A 19,444-nucleotide genomic window follows, 5' to 3' on the forward strand; every position below is an offset into this window, starting at 1 on the left:
ACAGACGGCTCAGTGTACTTTTAGGAGGATAAAGAGCGTCTGCTTCGCCGTGCTCCGGTCATGACAGGACATCAGGGTCGAAACTTAGGCCAACGATTGTAACCAATATCGGGATTATTGGATTGATATTCCCTAATAAACTCCGATTCTCGGCGATTGATTTCCGCAGCATCGTCTGACTCAAGCAGAATGTCTTTTCTGATAGTCATGCTCTGCCGTTGCTCACGGGTAAAATCTTTGGCGATCAGCTCGTCACTGGCGCTACCAAAGTAATTGATGCTGTCGGTCAGGTCCTTACCAATGTAAATTTTTCCGTTCGGATAAGTAATCTTGTAAATCACTTTCAAGGACATATCCCTCTCCCTGTCATAGCCTTGGCACTGCGTTTACACACAACTCGAACGACTTACAGCTTATAGCTGATCGCTTACAGCTGCTGGCGCAGCCAGCTTTGAAAGCACCCGGCTGACCATAAAGAAGCCGAAGGTGGCGGTGATATGGGTGACGGCACCAAAGCCCGAGGCGCAGTCCATTTTCATGGTACCGTCCGATTCCTGCTTGGCGCTGCAGATGCCGCCCTCGCCGTCCGGGTAGCGGGGCTGTTCGGTGGAGAACACACAGTCGACGCCAAACTTGCGCTTGGGGTTCTTGCTGAAGTTGTAGAAGCGGCGCAGCTCGCCCCGCACCTTGGCCGCCAGCGGATCCTGAATGGTCTTGCTGAGATCCTTTAACTGGATCTGCGACGGATCTATCTGGCCGCCGGCACCGCCGGCGGTGATCACCGGGATCTTGTTGCGCTTGCAAAAGGCGATCAGCGCCGCCTTGGCCCGCACCGAGTCGATGGCATCGATCACGTAATCAAAGCCCGCCAGCAAATGCTCGGCGAGGTTGTCGGCAGCGATAAAGTCATCCACCACAGTCACTTTGCAGTCCGGGTTGATCAGCGCAATCCGCTCGGCCATGGCCTGGGTCTTTTCCGCGCCGATCTGATTGCTGAGGGCATGGATCTGCCGGTTGGTGTTGGTAATGCAGATATCGTCCATGTCGATCAGGGTAATGGCACCAATGCCCGAGCGTGCCAGGGCTTCCGCCGCCCAGCTGCCCACACCGCCAATGCCGATCACGCACACATGGGCCTCGGCAAACCGGGCCAGGGCCCGGGCACCATACAGGCGGGCAATGCCCCCGAAACGCTCATCAAAACTCATTATTCACTCCCCTCGCTTGAGCGGAGCATTATATCAAGCTCATCGCCCGTGAGGAGTGAAAGGTAAGGGGTGAGGAGAATTGCGCCCGTTGAAACCGAGCTTCCCTCACGCCTATCTCCTCACTCCTCGCCCCTGCCCCCTCACCAATAAGCAAACAAAAAAAGGGAGACCTAAGTCTCCCAGTTACAGCTCTGTTTATTGTTTTGTTTGTTTAACCGCCAACGGCGATGTTTTTCATGTCGGTCATGTAGGCACGCAGGGTCTTGCCGATTGTTTCCACCGGGTGGTTGCGAATGGCTTCGTTGACGTCGATCAGGCGACGGTTATCAACGGAGTTGGACTCAACGCTGATGGTCTTGCCAATCACGTCGGTGCCTACCTTCGGCATGAAGTGCTCGCGCAGCAGGGGTACCGCAGCGTTGGCGAACAGGTAGTTACCGTATTCGGCGGTGTCGGAGATAACCACGTTCATCTCGTACAGGCGCTTGCGGGCAACGGTGTTGGCGATCAGCGGCAATTCGTGCAGAGACTCGTAGTAGGCAGACTCGTCGATGATGCCGGAGGCGGTCATGGCTTCAAACGCCAGCTCAACACCGGCCTTGACCATGGCCACCAGCAGAATGCCGTTGTCGAAGTATTCCTGCTCGCCGATAACTGCGTCGGTGGCCGGGTACTGCTCGAAGCTGGTGCCGGCAGTTTCTTCACGCCAAGTCAGCAGATCGTGGTCGTCGTTGGCCCAGTCGGCCATCATGCCGGCAGAGAAGTTGCCCTGAATGATGTCGTCCATGTGCTTGTTGAACAGCGGACGCATCAGCTCTTTCAGCTCTTCGGCCAGGTCAAAGGCCTTGATCTTGGCGGGGTTGGACAGGCGATCCATCATGTTGGTGATGCCGCCCTGCTTCAGGGCTTCGGTGATGGTTTCCCAGCCGAACTGGATCAGTTTGCCGGCGTAGCCAGCGTCGATGCCGTCGGCCACCATCTTTTCGTGGCACACGATGGCGCCAGCCTGCAGCATGCCGCACAGAATGGTCTGCTCACCCATGAGGTCGGACTTCACTTCGGCCACGAAGGAAGACTCCAGCACGCCGGCACGGTCGCCGCCGGTGGCAGAAGCCCAGGCCTTGGCGATGGCCAGACCTTCGCCCTTGGGATCGTTCTCGGGGTGAACGGCGATCAGGGTCGGTACACCGAAACCACGCTTGTACTCTTCGCGAACTTCGGTACCCGGGCACTTGGGAGCAACCATGACTACTGTGATGTCCTTGCGGATCTGCATGCCTTCTTCAACAATGTTGAAACCGTGGGAGTAACCCAGGGCGGCACCTTCCTTCATCAGGGGCATAACGGCATTAACGGCAGAAGTGTGCTGCTTGTCGGGAGTCAGGTTCATGACCAGATCGGCGGTGGGGATCAGCTCTTCATAGGTGCCCACCTTGAAGCCGTTCTCGGTGGCCTGCACGAAGGACTTGCGCTTCTCGGCGATGGCTTCGGCACGCAGGGCGTAGGCCACATCCAGACCGGAATCGCGCATGTTCAGACCCTGGTTCAGACCCTGGGCGCCACAACCGACGATAACGACCTTCTTGCCTTTCAGGTAGTTACAACCATCGGCGAATTCCTCGCGGCTCATGAAACGGCACTTGCCGAGCTGCTCGAGCTGCTGACGCAGGTTCAGGGTATTGAAATAGTTAGCCATGACCTTTTGCTCCAATTAATCCGTTATTTTTGAATGCTTGCACCGTTTTCGGTGACGACCCCAGCACTATACCCCAGGCTATTCGTTGCCGGAAATGATATATTCGAAATAGTGTATTTCATTTGGTGCAACGTTAATGGAACTGCGCAACCTGGAACTCTTTGTTCATCTCAGCCAGAGCCTGCACTTTGGCCGCACCGCCGACGCCATGGCGGTGAGCCCGTCCACCCTGAGCCGGGCCATTCAGCGGCTGGAGCAGGAAATGGGCTGCGAGCTGCTGGTGCGGGACAACCGCAGCGTGGCGCTGACCCCGGCCGGGGTTCGGCTGCAGCAGTTTGCCGAAGGCTGGCTGGCCGACTGGCAAACCATGCGCGACCAGCTCAGGCACAACGACAGCCCGCTGCAGGGCCGGCTGCGGCTGTACTGCTCGGTCACCGCCAGTTATTTTCTGCTGCCCGACATTCTGGCTCGTTTCCGCACCCGCTACCCCCAGCTGGAACTTCGGCTGGAAACCGGGGATCCGGCCCTGGCCATCGACAAGGTACTGAACGAGGAAACAGATCTGGCCATTGCCGCCCGCCCCGATGCCCTGCCCGCCAAGCTGGAATTCATTCGGCTGCAGACGGTGCCGCTGGTGTTTATCGCGCCGCGCATTCCCTGCCTGGCCAACGAGCTGCTGCAGCAAAGCCCGGCCGACTGGGGCCGGATTCCGGTGATTTTGCCGGAGCAGGGGGTAGCCCGCAAACGCACCAATCAGTGGTTTCGCAACAAAGGCATCAGCCCGCACATTTATGCCGAAGTGGCCGGCAACGAGGCCATCGTCGGCATGGTGGCCCTGGGCTGCGGCGTGGCTCTGGTGCCCACGGCGGTCATTCGTCACAGCCCCATGGCGGATAAAATCCGCCAGCTGGCGGTGACCCCGGATCTGAAACCCTTTGAGGTGGGCGTCTGTCTGCTTAAGAAGCGGCTGGAGGATCCGCTTATTCGCGCCTTTCGCCAGATTGCCCTGCAGCAAGCCAATCCCGAGTCCCCATGAGTGACGGGATTGGGTTACAATGGCAGCAATATTTCAAGGAGAGCGACCATGCTGGACCCGAAAAAACTGGAAGAGATCGCCAAACAGATCCAGAACAACATGCCCGCCGGGCTGAAAAACATGGGCGAAGAAGCTGAAAAACGCATTCGCACCGTGCTGCAATCCCAGCTGGGCAAGCTGGACGTGGTAACCCGGGAAGAATTTGATGTGCAGACCAAGGTGCTGCTGCGCACCCGGGAAAAACTGAACGAGCTGGAAACCCGCCTGGCCCAGCTGGAACAACAGCTGGCCGATGGCCGCAGCGACCAGGAATAATCCTCACCGCTGAAAAGCACAATGCCGGGCAAGCCCGGCATTATTTTGCACTGAAAGAAGGGTAAAGGAGACAGCTTCGAGACCGATCAAATGCCATGGATGGCATTTGCCGAGCGACACAGGGAAGTGCTTGAAGCGTGTCGAGAAGCTGCTCCTTTACCCGACGAGCTGTTTAGATAAACTCGTAGGCGTCGCCAAACAGGCGTTCGGCGTCCACGCCCTTCTCCTTGAAGGCTTCCCGGGCCACGCCCGCCATTTCAAAGCGGCCGGCTACATAAATGTCGTAACCGGTCAGGCTGGGGAAATCTTCCATAATGGCTTCATGCACCAGGCCACTGCGGCCCTGCCAGTGCTCGTTGCCGTTCTGCACTACGGGCACATAGGTCAGCTCCTTGTGCTCGGCGGCCAGGCCCTTCAGTTCCTCATCCGCATACAGATGGTCTTCATGACGCACGCCCCAGTAGATAAACACCGGCTTGTGCAGGCCATCGGCCAGCATTTGCTGCAGAATGGAGCGGGTGTAGGCAAAACCAGTGCCGCCGGCCATCAGGATCACCGGGTGGCGGGACTCGCGCAGGTAGGCCTTGCCCGCCGGCAGCTGCACTTCGATCTGCCCCTGCTCCTGCATGCGCTTGAGCACCTGCATGGCATAGGTGTTGTCGGGCGAGGCACCGATATGCAGCTCGATTTCGCCGTTTTCCTGGGGCATGTTGGCTATGGAAAAAGGACGCTTGTCGTCATCCGCCATCACCACCAGCAGGTATTGTCCGGCATTAAAATCTACCGCCTGTTCCGGCTTCAGCCGCACATACCAGAGGGTGTCGGCCATCTCATGAAGCACTTCGACATTACAGCTTATTTTTTGCATGACTATCCTTTGTTCTCACTCTGTTCTGCACTCGCATTGAGGATCCCGAGTTGATCCCACAGCGTATCGACCCGTTGTTTGACCTCGTCCGTCATCACTATGGGTTCGCCCCACTCCCGGTTGGTTTCTCCCGGCCACTTGTTGGTGGCATCCAGGCCCATTTTGGAGCCCAGACCGGAAACCGGCGAGGCGAAATCCAGGTAGTCGATGGGGGTGTGCTCAATCAATGTGGTATCCCGCGCCGGGTCCATTCGGGTCGTAATGGCCCAGATCACGTCGTTCCAGTCTCTGGCATTGATGTCGTCGTCGCACACGATAACGAACTTGGTATACATGAATTGTCGTAAAAACGACCAAACGCCCAGCATGACACGTTTGGCATGCCCGGGGTAGCGTTTTTTCATGGTCACCACCGCCATGCGGTAGGAGCAACCTTCCGGCGGCAGGTAGAAGTCCACAATTTCCGGAAACTGCTTTTGCAGTATGGGTACAAACACTTCGTTCAGCGCCACGCCCAGCACCGCCGGCTCATCGGGGGGACGGCCGGTATAGGTGGAATGATAGATGGCGTCCCGGCGCCGAGTGATGCGCTCCACGGTAAACACCGGGAACTCGTCAATTTCGTTGTAATAGCCGGTGTGATCGCCGTAGGGTCCTTCCGGCGCCATGTCACCGGGGTAAATATGGCCTTCCAGCACAATCTCGGCGCTGGCCGGCACTTCCAGATCGGAGCCGATACACTTCACCACCTCGGTGCGGCTGCCCCTGAGCAGGCCGGCAAAGGCGTATTCCGACAGGGTGTCGGGCACCGGGGTCACGGCGCCGAGAATGGTGGCCGGATCGGCACCCAGCGCCACCGCCACCGGATAGGGCTGGCCGGGGTTGGCCTCCTGCCACTCGCGAAAGTCGAGTGCGCCGCCGCGGTGGCTGAGCCAGCGCATGATCACCTTGTTCTTGCCCAGTACCTGCTGGCGGTAAATGCCGAGGTTCTGACGTTTTTTGTAGGGGCCACGGGTAATGGTCAGGCCCCAGGTGATCAAGGGTGCTGCGTCACCGGGCCAGCAGTGCTGCACCGGAATACGGGTCAGGTCGACCTCGTCCCCTTGCTGAATCACTTCCTGACAGGGGGCGCTTTTCAGCCGCTTCACCGGCATGTTGAGCACCTGCTTGAAGATGGGCAGCTTTTCCATCAGCTCTTTCAGGCCCTTGGGCGGCTCGGGCTCTTTCAGGTAGGACAGCCAGCGGCCCACTTCCCGCAGGGCGCTCACATCCGGCTGGCCCATGCCCATGGCCACTCGCTTGGGGGTGCCAAACAGATTCCCCAGCACCGGCATGTCATAGCCCTTGGGGTTTTCAAACAGCAGCGCCGGACCGCCCGCCTTCAGGGTGCGGTCGCAGATCTCGGTCATTTCCAGGTAGGGGTCAATTTCCTGGTGAATGCGCTTCAGCTCCCCCTGGGCTTCGAGTTGCGCGATAAAGTCTCGTAAATCCTTGTATTTCATAGGTTGTTCCGAGTGTATCGAGTGGCTTTAAGGCTGATGCCTGCTCAAAGGCTGCAACCGTCTGTGATGCCGTGCAGCTTCGTCGGCCAGAGGTCACTGTGTCGCCGACACGCCGTGAACCCATCCATGGGGGCTCCGCTGCGCCTTCCATGGCGCAGAGGGTGCGGCGACACAGACGCCCCCTGACCTCCTGTCTCATCCCGGAGCTGCCAGCTACAAACAGCTCCGATGGCAACAGGAAGCAGCAGCAGGGATTGCCGGAGCCGACCGTCACATGCCAGGGATGGCATGTGCCGAGCGCCCCACGGATGGGCTTGCAGCGTGTCGGCGCAGCGCAACCCTGCTGCTGATTCCAGTGGCACGAATTCAGCCGACAATATTACACAGCGTTCAGGTGGCCGGATTATACCCGCTTCGCTTTGCAGCTGCTTGTATTACAACAAAAAACCGCGGCAAGCCGCGGTTTTTTCGTGCTGGGTAACGGTTACTTCTGCTGACGCTTCATGGCGTCGAAGAACTCGTCGTTGGTCTTGGTCATGGCCAGCTTGTCGATCAGGAACTCGATGCCGTCGATCTCGCCCATGGGATGCACGATCTTGCGCAGGATCCACATTTTCTGCAGCTCGTCGGCGGTGGTCAGCAGCTCTTCGCGACGGGTGCCGGAGCGGGTGATGTCGATGGCCGGATATACACGCTTCTCGGCGATCTTGCGCGACAGGTGCAGCTCCATGTTGCCGGTGCCCTTGAACTCTTCGTAGATCACGTCGTCCATCTTGGAGCCGGTGTCCACCAGGGCGGTGGCGATAATGCTCAGGCTGCCGCCTTCTTCCACATTACGGGCCGCACCAAAGAAGCGCTTGGGACGGTGCAGGGCGTTGGCGTCCACACCACCGGTGAGCACCTTGCCGGAGCTGGGCACCACGGTATTGTAGGCGCGGGCCAGACGGGTGATGGAGTCGAGCAGGATCACCACGTCCTTCTTGTGTTCTACCAGACGCTTGGCCTTTTCGATCACCATGTCGGCCACCTGCACGTGACGGGCCGCCGGCTCGTCAAAGGTGGAAGCGATTACTTCGCCCTTGACCATGCGCTGCATCTCGGTCACTTCTTCCGGACGCTCGTCAATCAGCAGCACGATCAGCACACACTCGGGGTGGTTGTAGGCAATGCTCTGGGCGATGTTCTGCAGCAGCATGGTCTTACCGGCCTTGGGCGGCGCCACAATCAGGCCACGCTGGCCCTTGCCGATGGGCGAGGCCAGATCCAGCACCCGGGCGGTAATGTCTTCGGTGGAGCCGTTACCCCGCTCCATCTTCATGCGCTCGTTGGCATGCAGGGGGGTCAGGTTTTCAAACAGGATCTTGTTGCGGGAGTTTTCGGGCTTGTCGAAGTTGACCTGGCTTATCTTGAGCAGGGCGAAGTAGCGTTCGCCTTCCTTCGGCGGCCGGATCTTGCCGGAAATGGTGTCGCCGGTACGCAGGTTGAATCGACGGATCTGGCTGGGAGACACATAGATATCATCCGGGCCGGCCAGGTAGGAGGAGTCGGCGCTGCGCAGAAAGCCAAAGCCGTCCTGCAGAATTTCGAGCACGCCGTCGCCGAAAATATCTTCACCACTTTTGGCATGGGCTTTGAGGATAGCAAAGATGATGTCTTGCTTGCGCAGACGGGCGAGGTTTTCCAGGCCCATGTTTTCCCCAAGCTTTATCAGCTCAGATACAGGGGTATTCTTGAGTTCAGTCAGATTCATAGTGGTGAGTGTCTATCAACCAGGAATGTCAAATGGTCAGAAAAATCTGCCGGATTGATGTATTGATTAGAAAGCGCCTTAGCGGCATGAAACAGGCTAGCAAACGAACAACAAACTAGCACCAAAAAGAAAAAGCGTCTAGCAAAAACCACAAGGGGTGCCTTGCGCACCCCTTGCTGAATTACAGGTTGGCGTCCAGAAACTCTTTGAGCTGAGTCTTGGACAGGGCGCCCACCTTGGTGGCAGCCACTTCGCCGTTCTTGAACAGCAGCAGGGTGGGAATGCCACGAATGCCGTACTTGGGAGCGGTTTCTGCGTTCTGATCGATATTCAGCTTGGCGACGGTCACCTTGCCTTCATATTCTGCGGCAATTTCATCCAGAATGGGGGCGATCATCTTGCAGGGACCACACCATTCAGCCCAGAAATCAACCAGAACCGGGCCCTCGGCCTTGATGACATCAGCATCAAAGCTGGCATCGGTCAGCTGAACAATTTTGTCACTCATCTCCAACTCCAGTCAGTGTTTGCCCCTCAAAACATACAACGCCAGGGCAATTTAGTTGCCCTATTTCAAATGATCCTGTTTATTATTGCAAGTCTAACCTGATAATCTGAATGCTATGAGCAAGACACATCTCACCGAGACCAAATTCGACCAGCTGGGCCTGCATACGCAGGTACTGGCCGGACTGGAAGCCAAGGGATTTCACAACTGCACGCCCATTCAGGCGCTGTCGCTGCCCCATCTGCTCACCGGCCGGGACATCGCCGGGCAGGCCCAGACCGGCACCGGCAAAACCATTGCCTTTCTTGCCGCCACCTTTCATCACCTGCTGACCAAGCCTGCTCCCGCCGACCGCAAAACCAATCAGCCCCGCGCCATCATCATGGCCCCGACCCGGGAGCTGGCGGTGCAGATCCACAATGACGCCGACACTCTTAGTGAGCACACCGGCCTCAGGATGGGGCTGGCCTACGGCGGCGACGGCTATGAAAAGCAGACCCAGGTGCTGAACGAAGGCGTAGACATTCTGGTGGGCACCACAGGGCGCATTATCGACTTCTTCAAGCAGAAGGTGATCAGCCTGGACGCCATTCAGGTGGTGGTGCTGGATGAAGCCGATCGTATGTTTGATCTGGGCTTTATCAAGGACATTCGCTTTCTGTTCCGTCGCATGCCGCCGGCCACCCAGCGCCAGAACATGCTGTTTTCCGCCACCCTGTCACTCAGAGTGCAGGAACTGGCCTACGAGCACATGAACGATCCCGAGCATGTGCAGGTGGAGCCGGAGCGCAAGACCGCCGGCCGAATCAAGGAAGAGCTGTTCTATCCGGCTCAGGAAGACAAGATGCGGCTGCTGCTGACCCTGATGGAAGAAGAATGGCCCGACAAGGCCATTGTCTTTGCCAACACCAAACACAGCTGTGAGGAAGTTTACGCCTGGCTGAAAGCCGATAATCACAGGGTGGGGCTGCTCACCGGTGATGTACCCCAGAAAAAGCGCCTCAAGATCCTGGAAGACTTTACCAATGGGGCCCTCGACATTCTGGTGGCCACCGACGTGGCCGCCCGCGGCCTGCACATTCCCGATGTCAGTCATGTGTTCAACTACGATCTGCCCGACGACGCCGAAGACTATGTACACCGTATTGGCCGCACCGGCCGGGCCGGCGCCAGCGGCAGTTCCATCAGCTTTGCCTGTGAAGAATACGTATTTAATCTGCCGGCGGTGGAAGCCTATATCGAGCATGAAATTCCGGTGAGCAAATACGACCGTGATGCCCTGCTTGGTGATATTACTCCTCCCCGGCATATTCATCATCACAGAGCCGGCATGAACCGTAATGTGCGGGATCGTCAGGGTAGCGGCCAGCGTCGTCCACCGTCCAACCGCCGCCGCCGGCCCCAGAACAACCGGAGCTGACGCCAGCGTGAAAAACCCCTCCCTGTACGCGGCCATCGATCTGGGCTCCAACAGCTTTCACATGCTGGTGGTGCAAAAGGTGGAAGGCGCCTGCCGTACCCTGGCCAAGGTCAAGCGCAAGGTGCGTCTGGCCGCCGGCCTGCAGGACGATGGCAGCCTGGATCTGGCCGCCATGGAGCGTGGCTGGGACTGCCTGCGGTTGTTTGCCGAACAGCTGCAGGACGTCCCCGCCGACCAGGTGCGCATTGTCGGCACCGCCACCCTGCGCCTGGCTACCAATATCACCACCTTTCTTGAGCGCGCCGAGGCCATTCTCGGCCACCCGGTGCGGGTCATTTCCGGCGAGGAAGAAGCGGCCACCATCTATCAGGGCGTGGCCTGGACCTCGTCGGGCACCGGCCGCCGGCTGGTGATCGACATTGGCGGAGCCAGCACCGAGCTGGTGATCGGTGAGGGCACCTCGGCCGGGCTGCTCAACAGCCTGCACATGGGCTGCGTCACCTGGCTGAAACGCTATTTTCCCGAAGGCAGTCTGTGCGAGGCCAACTTCGACCGGGCCATTGCCGCCGCTCAGCACGAGCTGTCTGCAGTGGCCGCCAGCTACCTCAAGCTGGGCTGGCAGCACTGCATCGGTGCCTCGGGCACGGTGCAGGCCATTCAGGAAATCATGATAGCTCAGGGAGAAAACGAACAGATCACCCTCGACAAACTGCTGCAACTGAAAACCCGGGCGGTCGCCTGTGGCCATGTGGATCAGTTGCAGCTGCCCGGCCTCACCCCGGAGCGCACGCCGGTTTTTGCCTCGGGTCTGGCCATATTGATCGCCCTGTTTGACACCCTTGGCATTGAACACATGGTGCTGGCCGGTGGCGCCCTGCGCGAGGGGTTGGTGTATGGCATGCTGGGCTCACGGCAGGAGTGCGACGCTCAGGACAGAACCATCGACAGCCTGATCGCCCGTTACCAGCTGGACCGGGAGCAGGGTGAACGGGTGCGCAACACGGCATTGCAGGCCCTGAAACAGCTGCTGCCCGAGGCCGACGGCGATACCACCTGTATGCTGGCCCGGGCTGCCATGCTCTATGAACTGGGCCTGTGCATCGAGTACAAACGCGCCCCCGAGCATGCCGCCTATATTATTCGTCATATCGATCTGCCGGGCTTTACCGTTCCCCAGAAAGGTCTGCTGGCCGCCCTGTTGCTGAACCAGCGGGACGACTTTCAGCTGGAGGAATTGCAGGCTCAGTGCGCCCTGGATGCTAGTCGTGCGGTGTTGCTGGCCCGGTTGCTGCGCCTGGCCATTATTCTTTGCCTGCGCCGCACGCGAGGTACCGTGCCCGAGTTTCAGTTAACGCAACAGGGTGAACGCCTCACCCTCACCCTGCCCGCCGGCTGGAGCACCGGTCATCATCTGCGTGCCAGTGAACTGCTCGCGGAAGCCAGGCGGCAGAGTGCGCTGGGCTGGGCACTGGAAGTGGTGGAAGCCTGAATTTGAAAAAGCGCCTTTCGGCGCTTTTTTATTGCTCTTCCTTCAGCCACTGGGCCACGCGCTTGGCAAAGTAGGTGAGAATGCCGTCGGCACCGGCACGCTTGAAGCACAGCAGCGATTCCATGATGCATTCCCTTTCCTTGAGCCAGCCGTTCTGAATGGCCGCCATGTGCATGGCGTATTCGCCGCTGACCTGATAGGCAAAGGTGGGCACACCGAACTGATCCTTGACCCGGCGCACCACGTCCAGATAGGGCATGCCCGGCTTCACCATCACCATGTCGGCGCCTTCCTCAATGTCAAAGGCCACTTCCTGCAGGGCTTCGTCGGTGTTGGCGGGATCCATCTGGTAGGTGGCCTTGTTGCCGCCCTTGAGGTTGCCGGCGGAGCCGACCGCGTCGCGGAACGGGCCGTAATAGTTGGAGGCATACTTGGCGGAGTAGGCCATGATCTGGGTATTGATAAAGCCGTGCTCTTCCAGCGCTCGGCGAATGGCGCCGATACGGCCGTCCATCATGTCGGACGGCGCCACCATGTCGGCACCGGCGGCGGCATGGCTCAGCGCCTGCTTCACCAGCACCTCTGTGGTCACGTCATTCAGTACATAGCCGTCTTCGTCGAGAATGCCGTCCTGACCGTGTACCGTGTAGGGATCCAGGGCCACGTCGGTCATAATGCCCAGTTCGGGAAAGGCCGCTTTCAGTTCCCGCACTGCTTCCTGCACCAGGCCATCGGGATTGTACGCTTCTTCCGCCAGCAGGGTTTTCTCGGCAGCGTTGACCACCGGAAAAAGAGCCAGCAGCGGAATGCCAAGCGCGACCAGCTCGGCGGCTTCTTCCAGCAACAGATCAATGGACAGACGCTCGATGCCGGGCATGGAGGCCACCGCTTCCCGGCGCTGAATGCCGGGCAGCACGAACATGGGATAGATCAGATCGTCCACGGTCAGAGTGTGCTCGCGCACCAGGCGACGGCTGAAATCGTGCTTGCGCAGACGGCGCAGGCGGCGGCCGGGAAAGCCACCCATCACTTGTTTGGTCATGTTCACTCCTGAAGTTGGAAAAAGGCCCGGCTGGTCGCGCTGGTGACGGCGATCAGGCCGGCGGTGTCCTCGCCCCGGCAGGCGGCAATGCGCCCGGCGATATGGGGCAGATAGGCAGGTTCGTTGCGGCGTGAGCGCGGCTTGGGCGACAGATCCCGCGGGATCAGATAGGGGCTGTCGGTTTCGATCATCAGCCGCTCGGCGGGAATAAGCGACACCAGCCGCTGCAGCTCGGCGCCACGGCGCTCGTCGCAGATCCAGCCGGTAATGCCGATGTGCAGATCCAGTGCCAGGCAATCTTTCAGCTCGGCCTCGGAACCGGTAAAGCAATGCAGCACCGCCGCCGGAAGCTTGTCGCGCCAGGGCGCAAGCATCGCCATAAAGCGCTCGTGAGCATCGCGGCAGTGCATAAACACCGGCAACTGCAGCTCTGCGGCCAGGGCCAGTTGGGCCTCAAAGGCGGCTTCCTGCTGCGGGCGGGGCGAAAAGTCCCGGTTAAAGTCGAGGCCACACTCGCCCACGGCCACCACCTGAGGCAATGCCGCCAGCTCGCGCAGTTCATTCAGGGTGCGATCGTCAAAGGTGCTAGCATCGTGAGGGTGCACCCCGGCGGTGGCATAACACAGGCCGGGGTAGGCCGCGGCCAGTTCGGCTACCGCCCGGCTTTCCGCCAGACTGGTGCCGGTCAGCACCAGGCCGGTGACGCCGGCAGCCAGTGCCCGCTCCAGCACCGCTTCTCTGTCTTTATCAAACTGGGAGCTGGTGAGGTTGACGCCAATGTCGATCACGCCGAGGGCTCCTGCTCGTCACCTTCTCTTTCGCGCACATAGAAGCGGCCAAAGAAGACGCCGATTTCAAACAGCAGCCACATGGGGATAGCCAGCAAGGTCTGGGAAATCACATCCGGCGGGGTGAGCAGCATGCCCACGATAAACACCACCACCACCACATAGGGCCGTTTGCCGGACAAGTCTTTGGGTGTGGTCACCCCGGTCCAGCACAGCAAAATGGTGGCGATGGGGATTTCAAAAGCGATGCCAAAGGCAATAAACAGCCCCAGTACAAAGTCCAGATAACTGGCAATGTCGGTGGCAATGGTCACCCCTTCCGGCGCCATGCTGGTGAAAAAACCAAAGGCCAGCGGAAAGACCACAAAGTAGGCAAAGGCCGCACCGGCGTAGAACAACAGGGCACTGGAAAACACCAGAGGAGCGATCAGCCGTTTTTCATGCTTGTAGAGGCCGGGCGCAATAAAGGCCCAAACCTGATAAAGCACAATGGGAATGGCGGCAAAAAAGGAGACGATCAGCGTCAGCTTGATGGGCGTCAGGAAGGGCGTGGCCACGCCGGTGGCGATCATGCTCGCCCCTTCCGGCAGTTGCTTCAGCAGCGGTGTGGCCAGCAGGGTATAGATGTCATTGGCAAAATAAACCAGCCCCAGGAACACCACCAGCACGGCGGCAAAGGCGCGCAACAGGCGCGACCTCAGCTCCACCAGATGGCTGATCAGAGGCTGCTGTGATTCACTCATTCAGAAGGTTTCCGGGGCTCTGTGTTAGCGGTGTTATCCGCATCCTGATCGGGGCGCTTTTCATAGGGCCGGTTGACCGAGGCGGCGGCGTCTTTCAGTTGATCGATGGACTGCTGCAGCTCGGGGCTGAGATCCTTCATGCCGAGTTGTTCGGCCTTCTTCAGATCCCGGTGCAGCTCTTCCATTTTCAGCTCCTGGGACAACTCGGTTTTCACCGCATTGGCGGTATCCCGTACCGTTTTTACCATACGGGATACGGTGCGAATGGCCACGGGCAGGCGCTCGGGGCCGAGCACCACCAAGCCGATGACCGAAATTACCACCAGTTCCCAAAAACCGATATCGAACATGGTTTATACCCGATCTTTGTCTTTGGCCTTGTCCTGCTCCTGCTGGTTCAGAGGCTCGGCCTGCTCTTTTTTGTCGGCCAGTTTCTGTTGCTCGAAGTCCGCATCCTTCTTGCCCTGTTCGTCGTCGCTCATGGCCTTTTTAAAGCCCTTGACCGCCGAGCCCAGATCGCTGCCCATGCCGCGCAGTTTCTTGGTTCCGAACAGCAGCACCACAATGAGTACCACGATAAGCAGTTGCCAAATACTGATTCCACCCATAACACACTTTTCCTATGCAAACAGAGAACGATAAAGGCCCATTATATTGCAGACAAATGACGAAAATCTGACACCAGATCAAACTATCGGGCAATACGCCGCCAGCCCAGCCACCATACAACCAAAGTCAGCACCAGACCAGAGCCGGCCAGCCGGCTTTCATCCATGCCCAGCAGCAGGGTGCTGGCCAGCAGAAGGGAGGCCCCCACCGCCAGCAGGAACTGCCCCTGGCCGCGCCGGCGGTCATGTCCGGCATAACGATCATACAGGCCGGTCATTTGCCGTTGCTGCAGCTTGGCCTGACGAAGAGCGTCGTAGATCAGCTCGGGGATCTCCGGCAACTTCTCGGCCCAGAAGGGCGCATTTTCCTTTACCCCGTTGATCACCGCCTTGTAGCCCACCTGCTTCTGCATCCAGTCTTCCAGAAACGGCTTGGCGGTTTTCCACAGATCCAGCTGGGGATAGAGCTGGCGGCCCACCCCTTCCACATAGAGCAGGGTTTTCTGCAACAGCACCAGTTGCGGCTGCACCGCCATATTGAAGCGGCGGGCGGTGTTGAACAGGTTAAGCAGCACGTGACCAAAGGAGATTTCGGACAACGGCTTTTCAAAAATGGGTTCCAGCACGGTACGTATGGCGGACTCGAATTCCTCCACCTTGGTGTCGGCCGGCACCCAGCCCGACTCTACGTGCAGCTCGGCCACCTTGCGGTAGTCCCGGTTGAAGAAGGCCAGAAAGTTTTCCGCCAGATAGCGTTTGTCGTCCCGGTTGAGGGTACCGACAATACCGCAGTCGATGCCAATCCACTGGGGATCTTCCGGGTGGTCGTAAGACACGAAAATATTTCCCGGGTGCATGTCGGCATGAAAAAAACTGTCGCGGAACACCTGGGTGAAGAACACCTCCACGCCCCGCTCGGCGAGCAGCTGCATATTGGTGCCGTTGGCTTTCAGGGCGTCAATATCGGATACCGGAATGCCGTAGATACGCTCCATCACCAGCACATTTTCGTGGCAGTAGCTGGAATAAATCTCGGGCACATAAAGAGTGCGTGAACCCTCGAAGTTGCGCCGCAGCTGAATGGCGTTGGCCCCTTCCCGCAGCAGGTTGAGCTCGTCAAGCAGCGTCTTGCGGTATTCCTCCACCACTTCCACCGGCCGCAGGCGACTGCTGCGCTCGGGCACCAGACGGGCAATCAGGGTAGCCATGGAATGCATCAGGCTGACATCGGCCTCGATCACCCGTTCTATCCCGGGCCGAATGACCTTGATCACGATTTCCTGACCGGTCTTGAGCCGGGCGGTGTGTACCTGAGCGATGGACGCCGAAGCCAGGGGCTTTTCATCGAACTCGTCAAACAGGGCTTCGATGGGCTGACGCAGACTGTGCTCAATCTGCTGCCGGGCCAGCCGGCCGTCAAAGGGCGGCACTCTGTCCTGCAGCAGGGCCAGCTCTTCGGCAATGTCCGGCGGCAACAAATCCCGGCGGGTGGAAAGCATCTGGCCAAACTTGATAAACACCGGCCCCAGACTCTCCAGAGCCAGACGAATACGCTTGCCCCGGGAAAGCGTCGGGTGCTTGTTCTTCAGCCAGAACAGGCTTTTACGAGCCATACGCGCCGGCCAGATCTGCAGCCGCGCCGGGATCAGCTCGTCCAGACCATAGTCAAACAGGGTACGGCCAATCTGGTAAAGGCGGCGCAGCTCCCTCAGTTTTCTCATGAATGGGTCACCTTGTCGGTCAGTGCAGCCAGACGTCCCTGCAGGCGGTTAAGTCGCTTGTTCAGCGCTCCCACTTCGTCACCAAAGTCGGCCAGCTCCAGCGGCCCGACTGCCAGCCGGGCTTCTTCCCGGACAAAATCGCCCAGATGTGCTCTGGCCCCGCTCAGCCGTGCTGTCATGGCGGTTCTGGCTTCGCGGCCATGACGGCACAGCAGGTGAGCCAGGGCATCCCCGGTGTAGGGCACCAGCCACTCCTCGATATCAAGGGGGTTATCCCGCATCAGCGCGCTCAGATCCTGCCAGGGCTGAGGGTCGCCTTCCAGATCGATGCGGCCATCGCGAATGTACTGCATCAGCAGGCCCTTGTCCTTGAGCAGGCCAAGGGCATTGAGTGACAGACTGAGATGACTGTCCACCCGCCCTTCGTAGTGACCCAGCAGTTCAAGGCGCTCACCGGTAAATACCAGATAAAAACTGGTCAGCTCGGTCAGTGTCAGCTGCAGCACTTTTCCGTAAAGAGGTTTCAGCTTCTGTGCACTGCCTGTGCTCTGCAGCAACCGGTTGATAGCGGTTTCCAGGGTGCCGTTCAGCAACGGCAGCAGCAGTGCCTTCATCAGAACTTGAACCCGCGATGCAAGGCCACCACGCCGTCAGTCAGGTTGAAGTATTCCACCTGCTCCAGCCCGGCCTCTTCCATCATTTGCTTGAGGGTTTCCTGATCCGGGTGCATGCGAATGGACTCGGCCAGGTACTGGTAGCTGTCACTGTCCTGGGCGACCAGCGCACCCATTTTGGGCAGCACATTGAAAGAATAGAAGTCGTACAGCTTGCTCATCACCTCATGCTGAGGCTTGGAAAATTCCAGCACCAGCAGGCGGCCGCCGGGCTTCAGCACCCGCTGCATGGAGGCCAGCGCCTTGTCCTTGTTGGTGACGTTGCGCAGACCAAAAGCAATGGTGATCAAATCAAAGTGATTATCGGGAAAGGGCAGCGCCTCGGCGTTGGCCTGCACGTAGGAGATATTGCTGCCCAGCCCCATGTTGCGCAGCTTGTCACGGCCCACCTTGAGCATGGAGTCGTTGATGTCGGCCAGCACCACCTGACCCTGCTCGCCGACCATGCGGGAAAACTTGGCGGTCAGGTCGCCGGTGCCGCCGGCCAGATCCAGCACCTTGTGGCCCGGACGCACGCCGGAACAGTCGATGGTAAAGCGTTTCCACAGGCGATGAATGCCAAAGGACATCAGATCGTTCATCACGTCGTACTTGGCCGCCACCGAATGGAATACGCTGGCCACCATCTGCTCTTTCTCATCCGCATTCACGGTCTGGTAACCGAAATGGGTCGTCGACTTGTGCTGTTCTGACATTCTCAAGACACCTGTAAAAATCGAAGTAAGCCAGTGTACTGCAAATGCACGGGCCGGACTAACGGGAAGCCAGCAGGCTCTGAGTGATCTGCATTCCCAGAAAAGTGAATATCATACAGCAAACCACATTCAGGCACACATTCAGCCCGGCCTTAAACCATTGACCGTGCTCAAGCAACAGCACCGTATCCAGGGAAAAGGAAGAAAAAGTGGTCAGGGCACCGAGCATGCCCACCATCATAAAGGGGCGCCAGGAATGGGCGCTGATCGCCTGCTGTTGTACCAGCACGAACATAATGCCCATCAGCAGGGAGCCGATCAGGTTAACGGTGAGAATACCAAAGGGAAAGGAGCGACCGAGCAGACGGCCCATCAAGTCGGTAATAACAAAACGCAGCACGGCGCCGGTGGCGCCGCCCAGGGCGATAAACAGCAGGGTTTTCATGATCAACCGGCGTAAAACAAGGTGGTGTCAGTTTACGCCGGTCGGATTCAAAAACCCATACTCGAATGGATCAGGCCTGACGTTCCCGCTTGGCCCGTACCGACTCGCCGGCTACGCCGAAGTCCTGAGTAGCGATGTCCTGCAGCAGAATGCGCACGGTTTCCGGTTTTACGTCCAGAGCGCGCACGCAGGCATCGGTGACTTCCTTGATCAGGGCTTCCTTCTGCTCGTTGCTGCGACCTTCGATCAGGGCGATATTGAGAATCGGCATGACGTGTTCCTTAATATGTCTGAAAAACGAGCCGACATTAGAGTAAAAAGTGTGAACTGAGTCAAATTGGTAGGCCCGACTTCAGTCGGGAAAACCCAACTATTTACGGCATAGCTACCTGCCTGAATTTATCTAGAGTAATACACAGAGAAACTAAAAAAGCCCCTTGCGTAAGCAAGGGGCTTTCTCTTGCCCGAATAAATTCGGGCCTACAAATTAGAGTGCCTGGCAGTGTCCTACTTTCACATGGCAGCTGCCACACTATCATCGGCGCGGTTGCGTTTCACTGCTGAGTTCGGCATGGAGTCAGGTGGTTCCACAACGCTATGGCCGCCAGGCATAAATCGTAATTCGAAAAAAGCTTTGTATTGATGAAGAATTCGTAGTCTCGACCTGCAAGGTCTCACACTTCTTGGGTGTTGTATGGTTAAGCCGCACGGGTCATTAGTACAGGTTAGCTGCACGCCTCACAGCGCTTCCACACCCTGCCTATCAACGTCCTGGTCTCGGACGGCCCTTTAGAGGTATCAAGTACCTGGGGATGACTCATCTCGAGGCTCGCTTCCCGCTTAGATGCTTTCAGCGGTTATCGATTCCGAACTTAGCTACCGGGCAGTGCCACTGGCGTGACAACCCGAACACCAGAGGTTCGTCCACTCCGGTCC

21 protein-coding genes and 2 rRNA genes are annotated in these 19,444 nt (G+C 58.5%); 4 read left to right on the forward strand and 19 right to left on the reverse strand.

The annotated features are described in order from the left end of the window. Window positions 1-71: 71 nt before the first annotated feature. From DA373_RS13135 to ilvC, 3 genes are all read right to left on the reverse strand, one after another. A complete protein-coding gene (locus DA373_RS13135; protein WP_198650315.1) occupies window positions 72-353 on the reverse strand; it encodes a GIY-YIG nuclease family protein in 282 nt (93 codons plus the stop codon). A gap of 60 nt (window positions 354-413) precedes the next feature. Then, window positions 414-1,208: a tRNA cyclic N6-threonylcarbamoyladenosine(37) synthase TcdA gene (gene tcdA, locus DA373_RS13140; RefSeq protein WP_107852763.1), complete on the reverse strand. Its 795-nt coding sequence runs from the start codon at window positions 1,206-1,208 to the stop codon at window positions 414-416. A 211-nt stretch (window positions 1,209-1,419) separates the two neighbouring features. Continuing rightward, window positions 1,420-2,904, reverse strand: coding sequence for a ketol-acid reductoisomerase (gene ilvC, locus DA373_RS13145; protein WP_107852783.1), 1,485 nt, complete (start codon window positions 2,902-2,904; stop codon window positions 1,420-1,422). A 136-nt stretch (window positions 2,905-3,040) separates the two neighbouring features. Between ilvC and ilvY the strand changes: the two genes are divergently transcribed. After that, the gene (ilvY, locus tag DA373_RS13150) at window positions 3,041-3,940 is read left to right on the forward strand and encodes an HTH-type transcriptional activator IlvY (protein WP_107852764.1); all 900 of its coding nucleotides are present in this window, start codon (window positions 3,041-3,043) and stop codon (window positions 3,938-3,940) included. Between the two features lie 48 nt (window positions 3,941-3,988). Next, window positions 3,989-4,255, forward strand: a complete 267-nt coding sequence (ubiK, locus tag DA373_RS13155; RefSeq protein WP_107852765.1) for a ubiquinone biosynthesis accessory factor UbiK — start codon at window positions 3,989-3,991, stop codon at window positions 4,253-4,255. Between the two features lie 172 nt (window positions 4,256-4,427). Here the strand turns inward: ubiK and fre are convergent, their stop codons facing one another. The 4 genes from fre to trxA form a co-directional block, all read right to left on the reverse strand. Continuing rightward, window positions 4,428-5,123 (reverse strand): NAD(P)H-flavin reductase, encoded by a 696-nt coding sequence (gene fre / locus DA373_RS13160; RefSeq protein WP_107852766.1) that lies wholly within the window; start codon window positions 5,121-5,123, stop codon window positions 4,428-4,430. 2 nt (window positions 5,124-5,125) lie between these two features. Further along, window positions 5,126-6,625, reverse strand: a complete 1,500-nt coding sequence (gene ubiD, locus DA373_RS13165; RefSeq protein ID WP_107852767.1) for a 4-hydroxy-3-polyprenylbenzoate decarboxylase — start codon at window positions 6,623-6,625, stop codon at window positions 5,126-5,128. A 484-nt stretch (window positions 6,626-7,109) separates the two neighbouring features. After that, on the reverse strand, window positions 7,110-8,375 hold the full coding sequence (gene rho, locus DA373_RS13170) for a transcription termination factor Rho (RefSeq protein WP_107852768.1): 1,266 nt from the start codon (window positions 8,373-8,375) through the stop codon (window positions 7,110-7,112). Window positions 8,376-8,556: 181 nt separating this feature from the next. Continuing rightward, window positions 8,557-8,883, reverse strand: coding sequence for a thioredoxin TrxA (trxA, locus tag DA373_RS13175; protein ID WP_107852769.1), 327 nt, complete (start codon window positions 8,881-8,883; stop codon window positions 8,557-8,559). A 115-nt stretch (window positions 8,884-8,998) separates the two neighbouring features. On the opposite strand from trxA, the gene rhlB reads away from it, so the two are divergent. Further along, on the forward strand, window positions 8,999-10,303 hold the full coding sequence (gene rhlB / locus DA373_RS13180) for an ATP-dependent RNA helicase RhlB (protein WP_107852770.1): 1,305 nt from the start codon (window positions 8,999-9,001) through the stop codon (window positions 10,301-10,303). 7 nt (window positions 10,304-10,310) lie between these two features. Further along, the gene (gppA, locus tag DA373_RS13185) at window positions 10,311-11,792 is read left to right on the forward strand and encodes a guanosine-5'-triphosphate,3'-diphosphate diphosphatase (RefSeq protein WP_107852771.1); all 1,482 of its coding nucleotides are present in this window, start codon (window positions 10,311-10,313) and stop codon (window positions 11,790-11,792) included. 28 nt (window positions 11,793-11,820) lie between these two features. Here the strand turns inward: gppA and hemB are convergent, their stop codons facing one another. From hemB to DA373_RS13245, 12 genes are all read right to left on the reverse strand, one after another. Beyond that, window positions 11,821-12,834, reverse strand: coding sequence for a porphobilinogen synthase (hemB, locus tag DA373_RS13190; protein ID WP_107852772.1), 1,014 nt, complete (start codon window positions 12,832-12,834; stop codon window positions 11,821-11,823). A 2-nt stretch (window positions 12,835-12,836) separates the two neighbouring features. Further along, entirely contained in the window at window positions 12,837-13,622 is a 786-nt protein-coding gene (gene tatD, locus DA373_RS13195; protein ID WP_107852773.1) for a 3'-5' ssDNA/RNA exonuclease TatD, read from the reverse strand. Beyond that, entirely contained in the window at window positions 13,619-14,365 is a 747-nt protein-coding gene (tatC, locus tag DA373_RS13200) for a twin-arginine translocase subunit TatC (RefSeq protein ID WP_107852774.1), read from the reverse strand. The genes tatD and tatC overlap by 4 nt, the downstream gene beginning before the upstream one ends. Continuing rightward, entirely contained in the window at window positions 14,362-14,715 is a 354-nt protein-coding gene (gene tatB, locus DA373_RS13205; RefSeq protein ID WP_107852775.1) for a Sec-independent protein translocase protein TatB, read from the reverse strand. Before tatB ends, tatC begins: the two co-directional genes overlap by 4 nt. Window positions 14,716-14,718: 3 nt before the next feature. After that, window positions 14,719-14,973: a Sec-independent protein translocase subunit TatA gene (gene tatA, locus DA373_RS13210; RefSeq protein ID WP_107852776.1), complete on the reverse strand. Its 255-nt coding sequence runs from the start codon at window positions 14,971-14,973 to the stop codon at window positions 14,719-14,721. An 83-nt stretch (window positions 14,974-15,056) separates the two neighbouring features. Further along, window positions 15,057-16,694, reverse strand: coding sequence for a ubiquinone biosynthesis regulatory protein kinase UbiB (gene ubiB / locus DA373_RS13215; RefSeq protein WP_107852777.1), 1,638 nt, complete (start codon window positions 16,692-16,694; stop codon window positions 15,057-15,059). Next, window positions 16,691-17,308, reverse strand: a complete 618-nt coding sequence (locus DA373_RS13220) for a ubiquinone biosynthesis accessory factor UbiJ (RefSeq protein ID WP_107852778.1) — start codon at window positions 17,306-17,308, stop codon at window positions 16,691-16,693. Before DA373_RS13220 ends, ubiB begins: the two co-directional genes overlap by 4 nt. After that, window positions 17,308-18,063: a bifunctional demethylmenaquinone methyltransferase/2-methoxy-6-polyprenyl-1,4-benzoquinol methylase UbiE gene (ubiE, locus tag DA373_RS13225; RefSeq protein ID WP_107852779.1), complete on the reverse strand. Its 756-nt coding sequence runs from the start codon at window positions 18,061-18,063 to the stop codon at window positions 17,308-17,310. The genes DA373_RS13220 and ubiE overlap by 1 nt, the downstream gene beginning before the upstream one ends. Before the next feature lie 58 nt (window positions 18,064-18,121). Further along, entirely contained in the window at window positions 18,122-18,508 is a 387-nt protein-coding gene (gene crcB, locus DA373_RS13230) for a fluoride efflux transporter CrcB (protein WP_107852780.1), read from the reverse strand. 70 nt (window positions 18,509-18,578) lie between these two features. Further along, on the reverse strand, window positions 18,579-18,779 hold the full coding sequence (locus DA373_RS13235) for a tautomerase family protein (RefSeq protein ID WP_019935205.1): 201 nt from the start codon (window positions 18,777-18,779) through the stop codon (window positions 18,579-18,581). Between the two features lie 223 nt (window positions 18,780-19,002). Beyond that, window positions 19,003-19,117 (reverse strand): 5S ribosomal RNA (gene rrf / locus DA373_RS13240). 85 nt (window positions 19,118-19,202) lie between these two features. After that, window positions 19,203-19,444 (reverse strand): 23S ribosomal RNA (locus DA373_RS13245); the annotation flags it as partial.

Source organism: Oceanimonas marisflavi, assembly GCF_003049725.1.
GTDB lineage: Bacteria > Pseudomonadota > Gammaproteobacteria > Enterobacterales > Aeromonadaceae > Oceanimonas > Oceanimonas marisflavi.

Coding starts and splice junctions, on each gene's coding strand:
- tcdA (WP_107852763.1), bottom strand. CDS start 1,208: ATGAGTTTTGATGAGCGTTTCGGGGGCATTGCCCGCCTGTATGGTGCC.
- tatA (WP_107852776.1), bottom strand. CDS start 14,973: ATGGGTGGAATCAGTATTTGGCAACTGCTTATCGTGGTACTCATTGTG.
- fre (WP_107852766.1), bottom strand. CDS start 5,123: ATGCAAAAAATAAGCTGTAATGTCGAAGTGCTTCATGAGATGGCCGAC.
- ubiD (WP_107852767.1), bottom strand. CDS start 6,625: ATGAAATACAAGGATTTACGAGACTTTATCGCGCAACTCGAAGCCCAG.
- ubiE (WP_107852779.1), bottom strand. CDS start 18,063: ATGTCAGAACAGCACAAGTCGACGACCCATTTCGGTTACCAGACCGTG.
- ubiK (WP_107852765.1), top strand. CDS start 3,989: ATGCTGGACCCGAAAAAACTGGAAGAGATCGCCAAACAGATCCAGAAC.
- rhlB (WP_107852770.1), top strand. CDS start 8,999: ATGAGCAAGACACATCTCACCGAGACCAAATTCGACCAGCTGGGCCTG.
- ilvY (WP_107852764.1), top strand. CDS start 3,041: ATGGAACTGCGCAACCTGGAACTCTTTGTTCATCTCAGCCAGAGCCTG.
- tatC (WP_107852774.1), bottom strand. CDS start 14,365: ATGAGTGAATCACAGCAGCCTCTGATCAGCCATCTGGTGGAGCTGAGG.
- DA373_RS13235 (WP_019935205.1), bottom strand. CDS start 18,779: ATGCCGATTCTCAATATCGCCCTGATCGAAGGTCGCAGCAACGAGCAG.
- DA373_RS13135 (WP_198650315.1), bottom strand. CDS start 353: ATGTCCTTGAAAGTGATTTACAAGATTACTTATCCGAACGGAAAAATT.
- ubiB (WP_107852777.1), bottom strand. CDS start 16,694: ATGAGAAAACTGAGGGAGCTGCGCCGCCTTTACCAGATTGGCCGTACC.
- trxA (WP_107852769.1), bottom strand. CDS start 8,883: ATGAGTGACAAAATTGTTCAGCTGACCGATGCCAGCTTTGATGCTGAT.
- hemB (WP_107852772.1), bottom strand. CDS start 12,834: ATGACCAAACAAGTGATGGGTGGCTTTCCCGGCCGCCGCCTGCGCCGT.
- DA373_RS13220 (WP_107852778.1), bottom strand. CDS start 17,308: ATGAAGGCACTGCTGCTGCCGTTGCTGAACGGCACCCTGGAAACCGCT.
- rho (WP_107852768.1), bottom strand. CDS start 8,375: ATGAATCTGACTGAACTCAAGAATACCCCTGTATCTGAGCTGATAAAG.
- tatB (WP_107852775.1), bottom strand. CDS start 14,715: ATGTTCGATATCGGTTTTTGGGAACTGGTGGTAATTTCGGTCATCGGC.
- ilvC (WP_107852783.1), bottom strand. CDS start 2,904: ATGGCTAACTATTTCAATACCCTGAACCTGCGTCAGCAGCTCGAGCAG.
- crcB (WP_107852780.1), bottom strand. CDS start 18,508: ATGAAAACCCTGCTGTTTATCGCCCTGGGCGGCGCCACCGGCGCCGTG.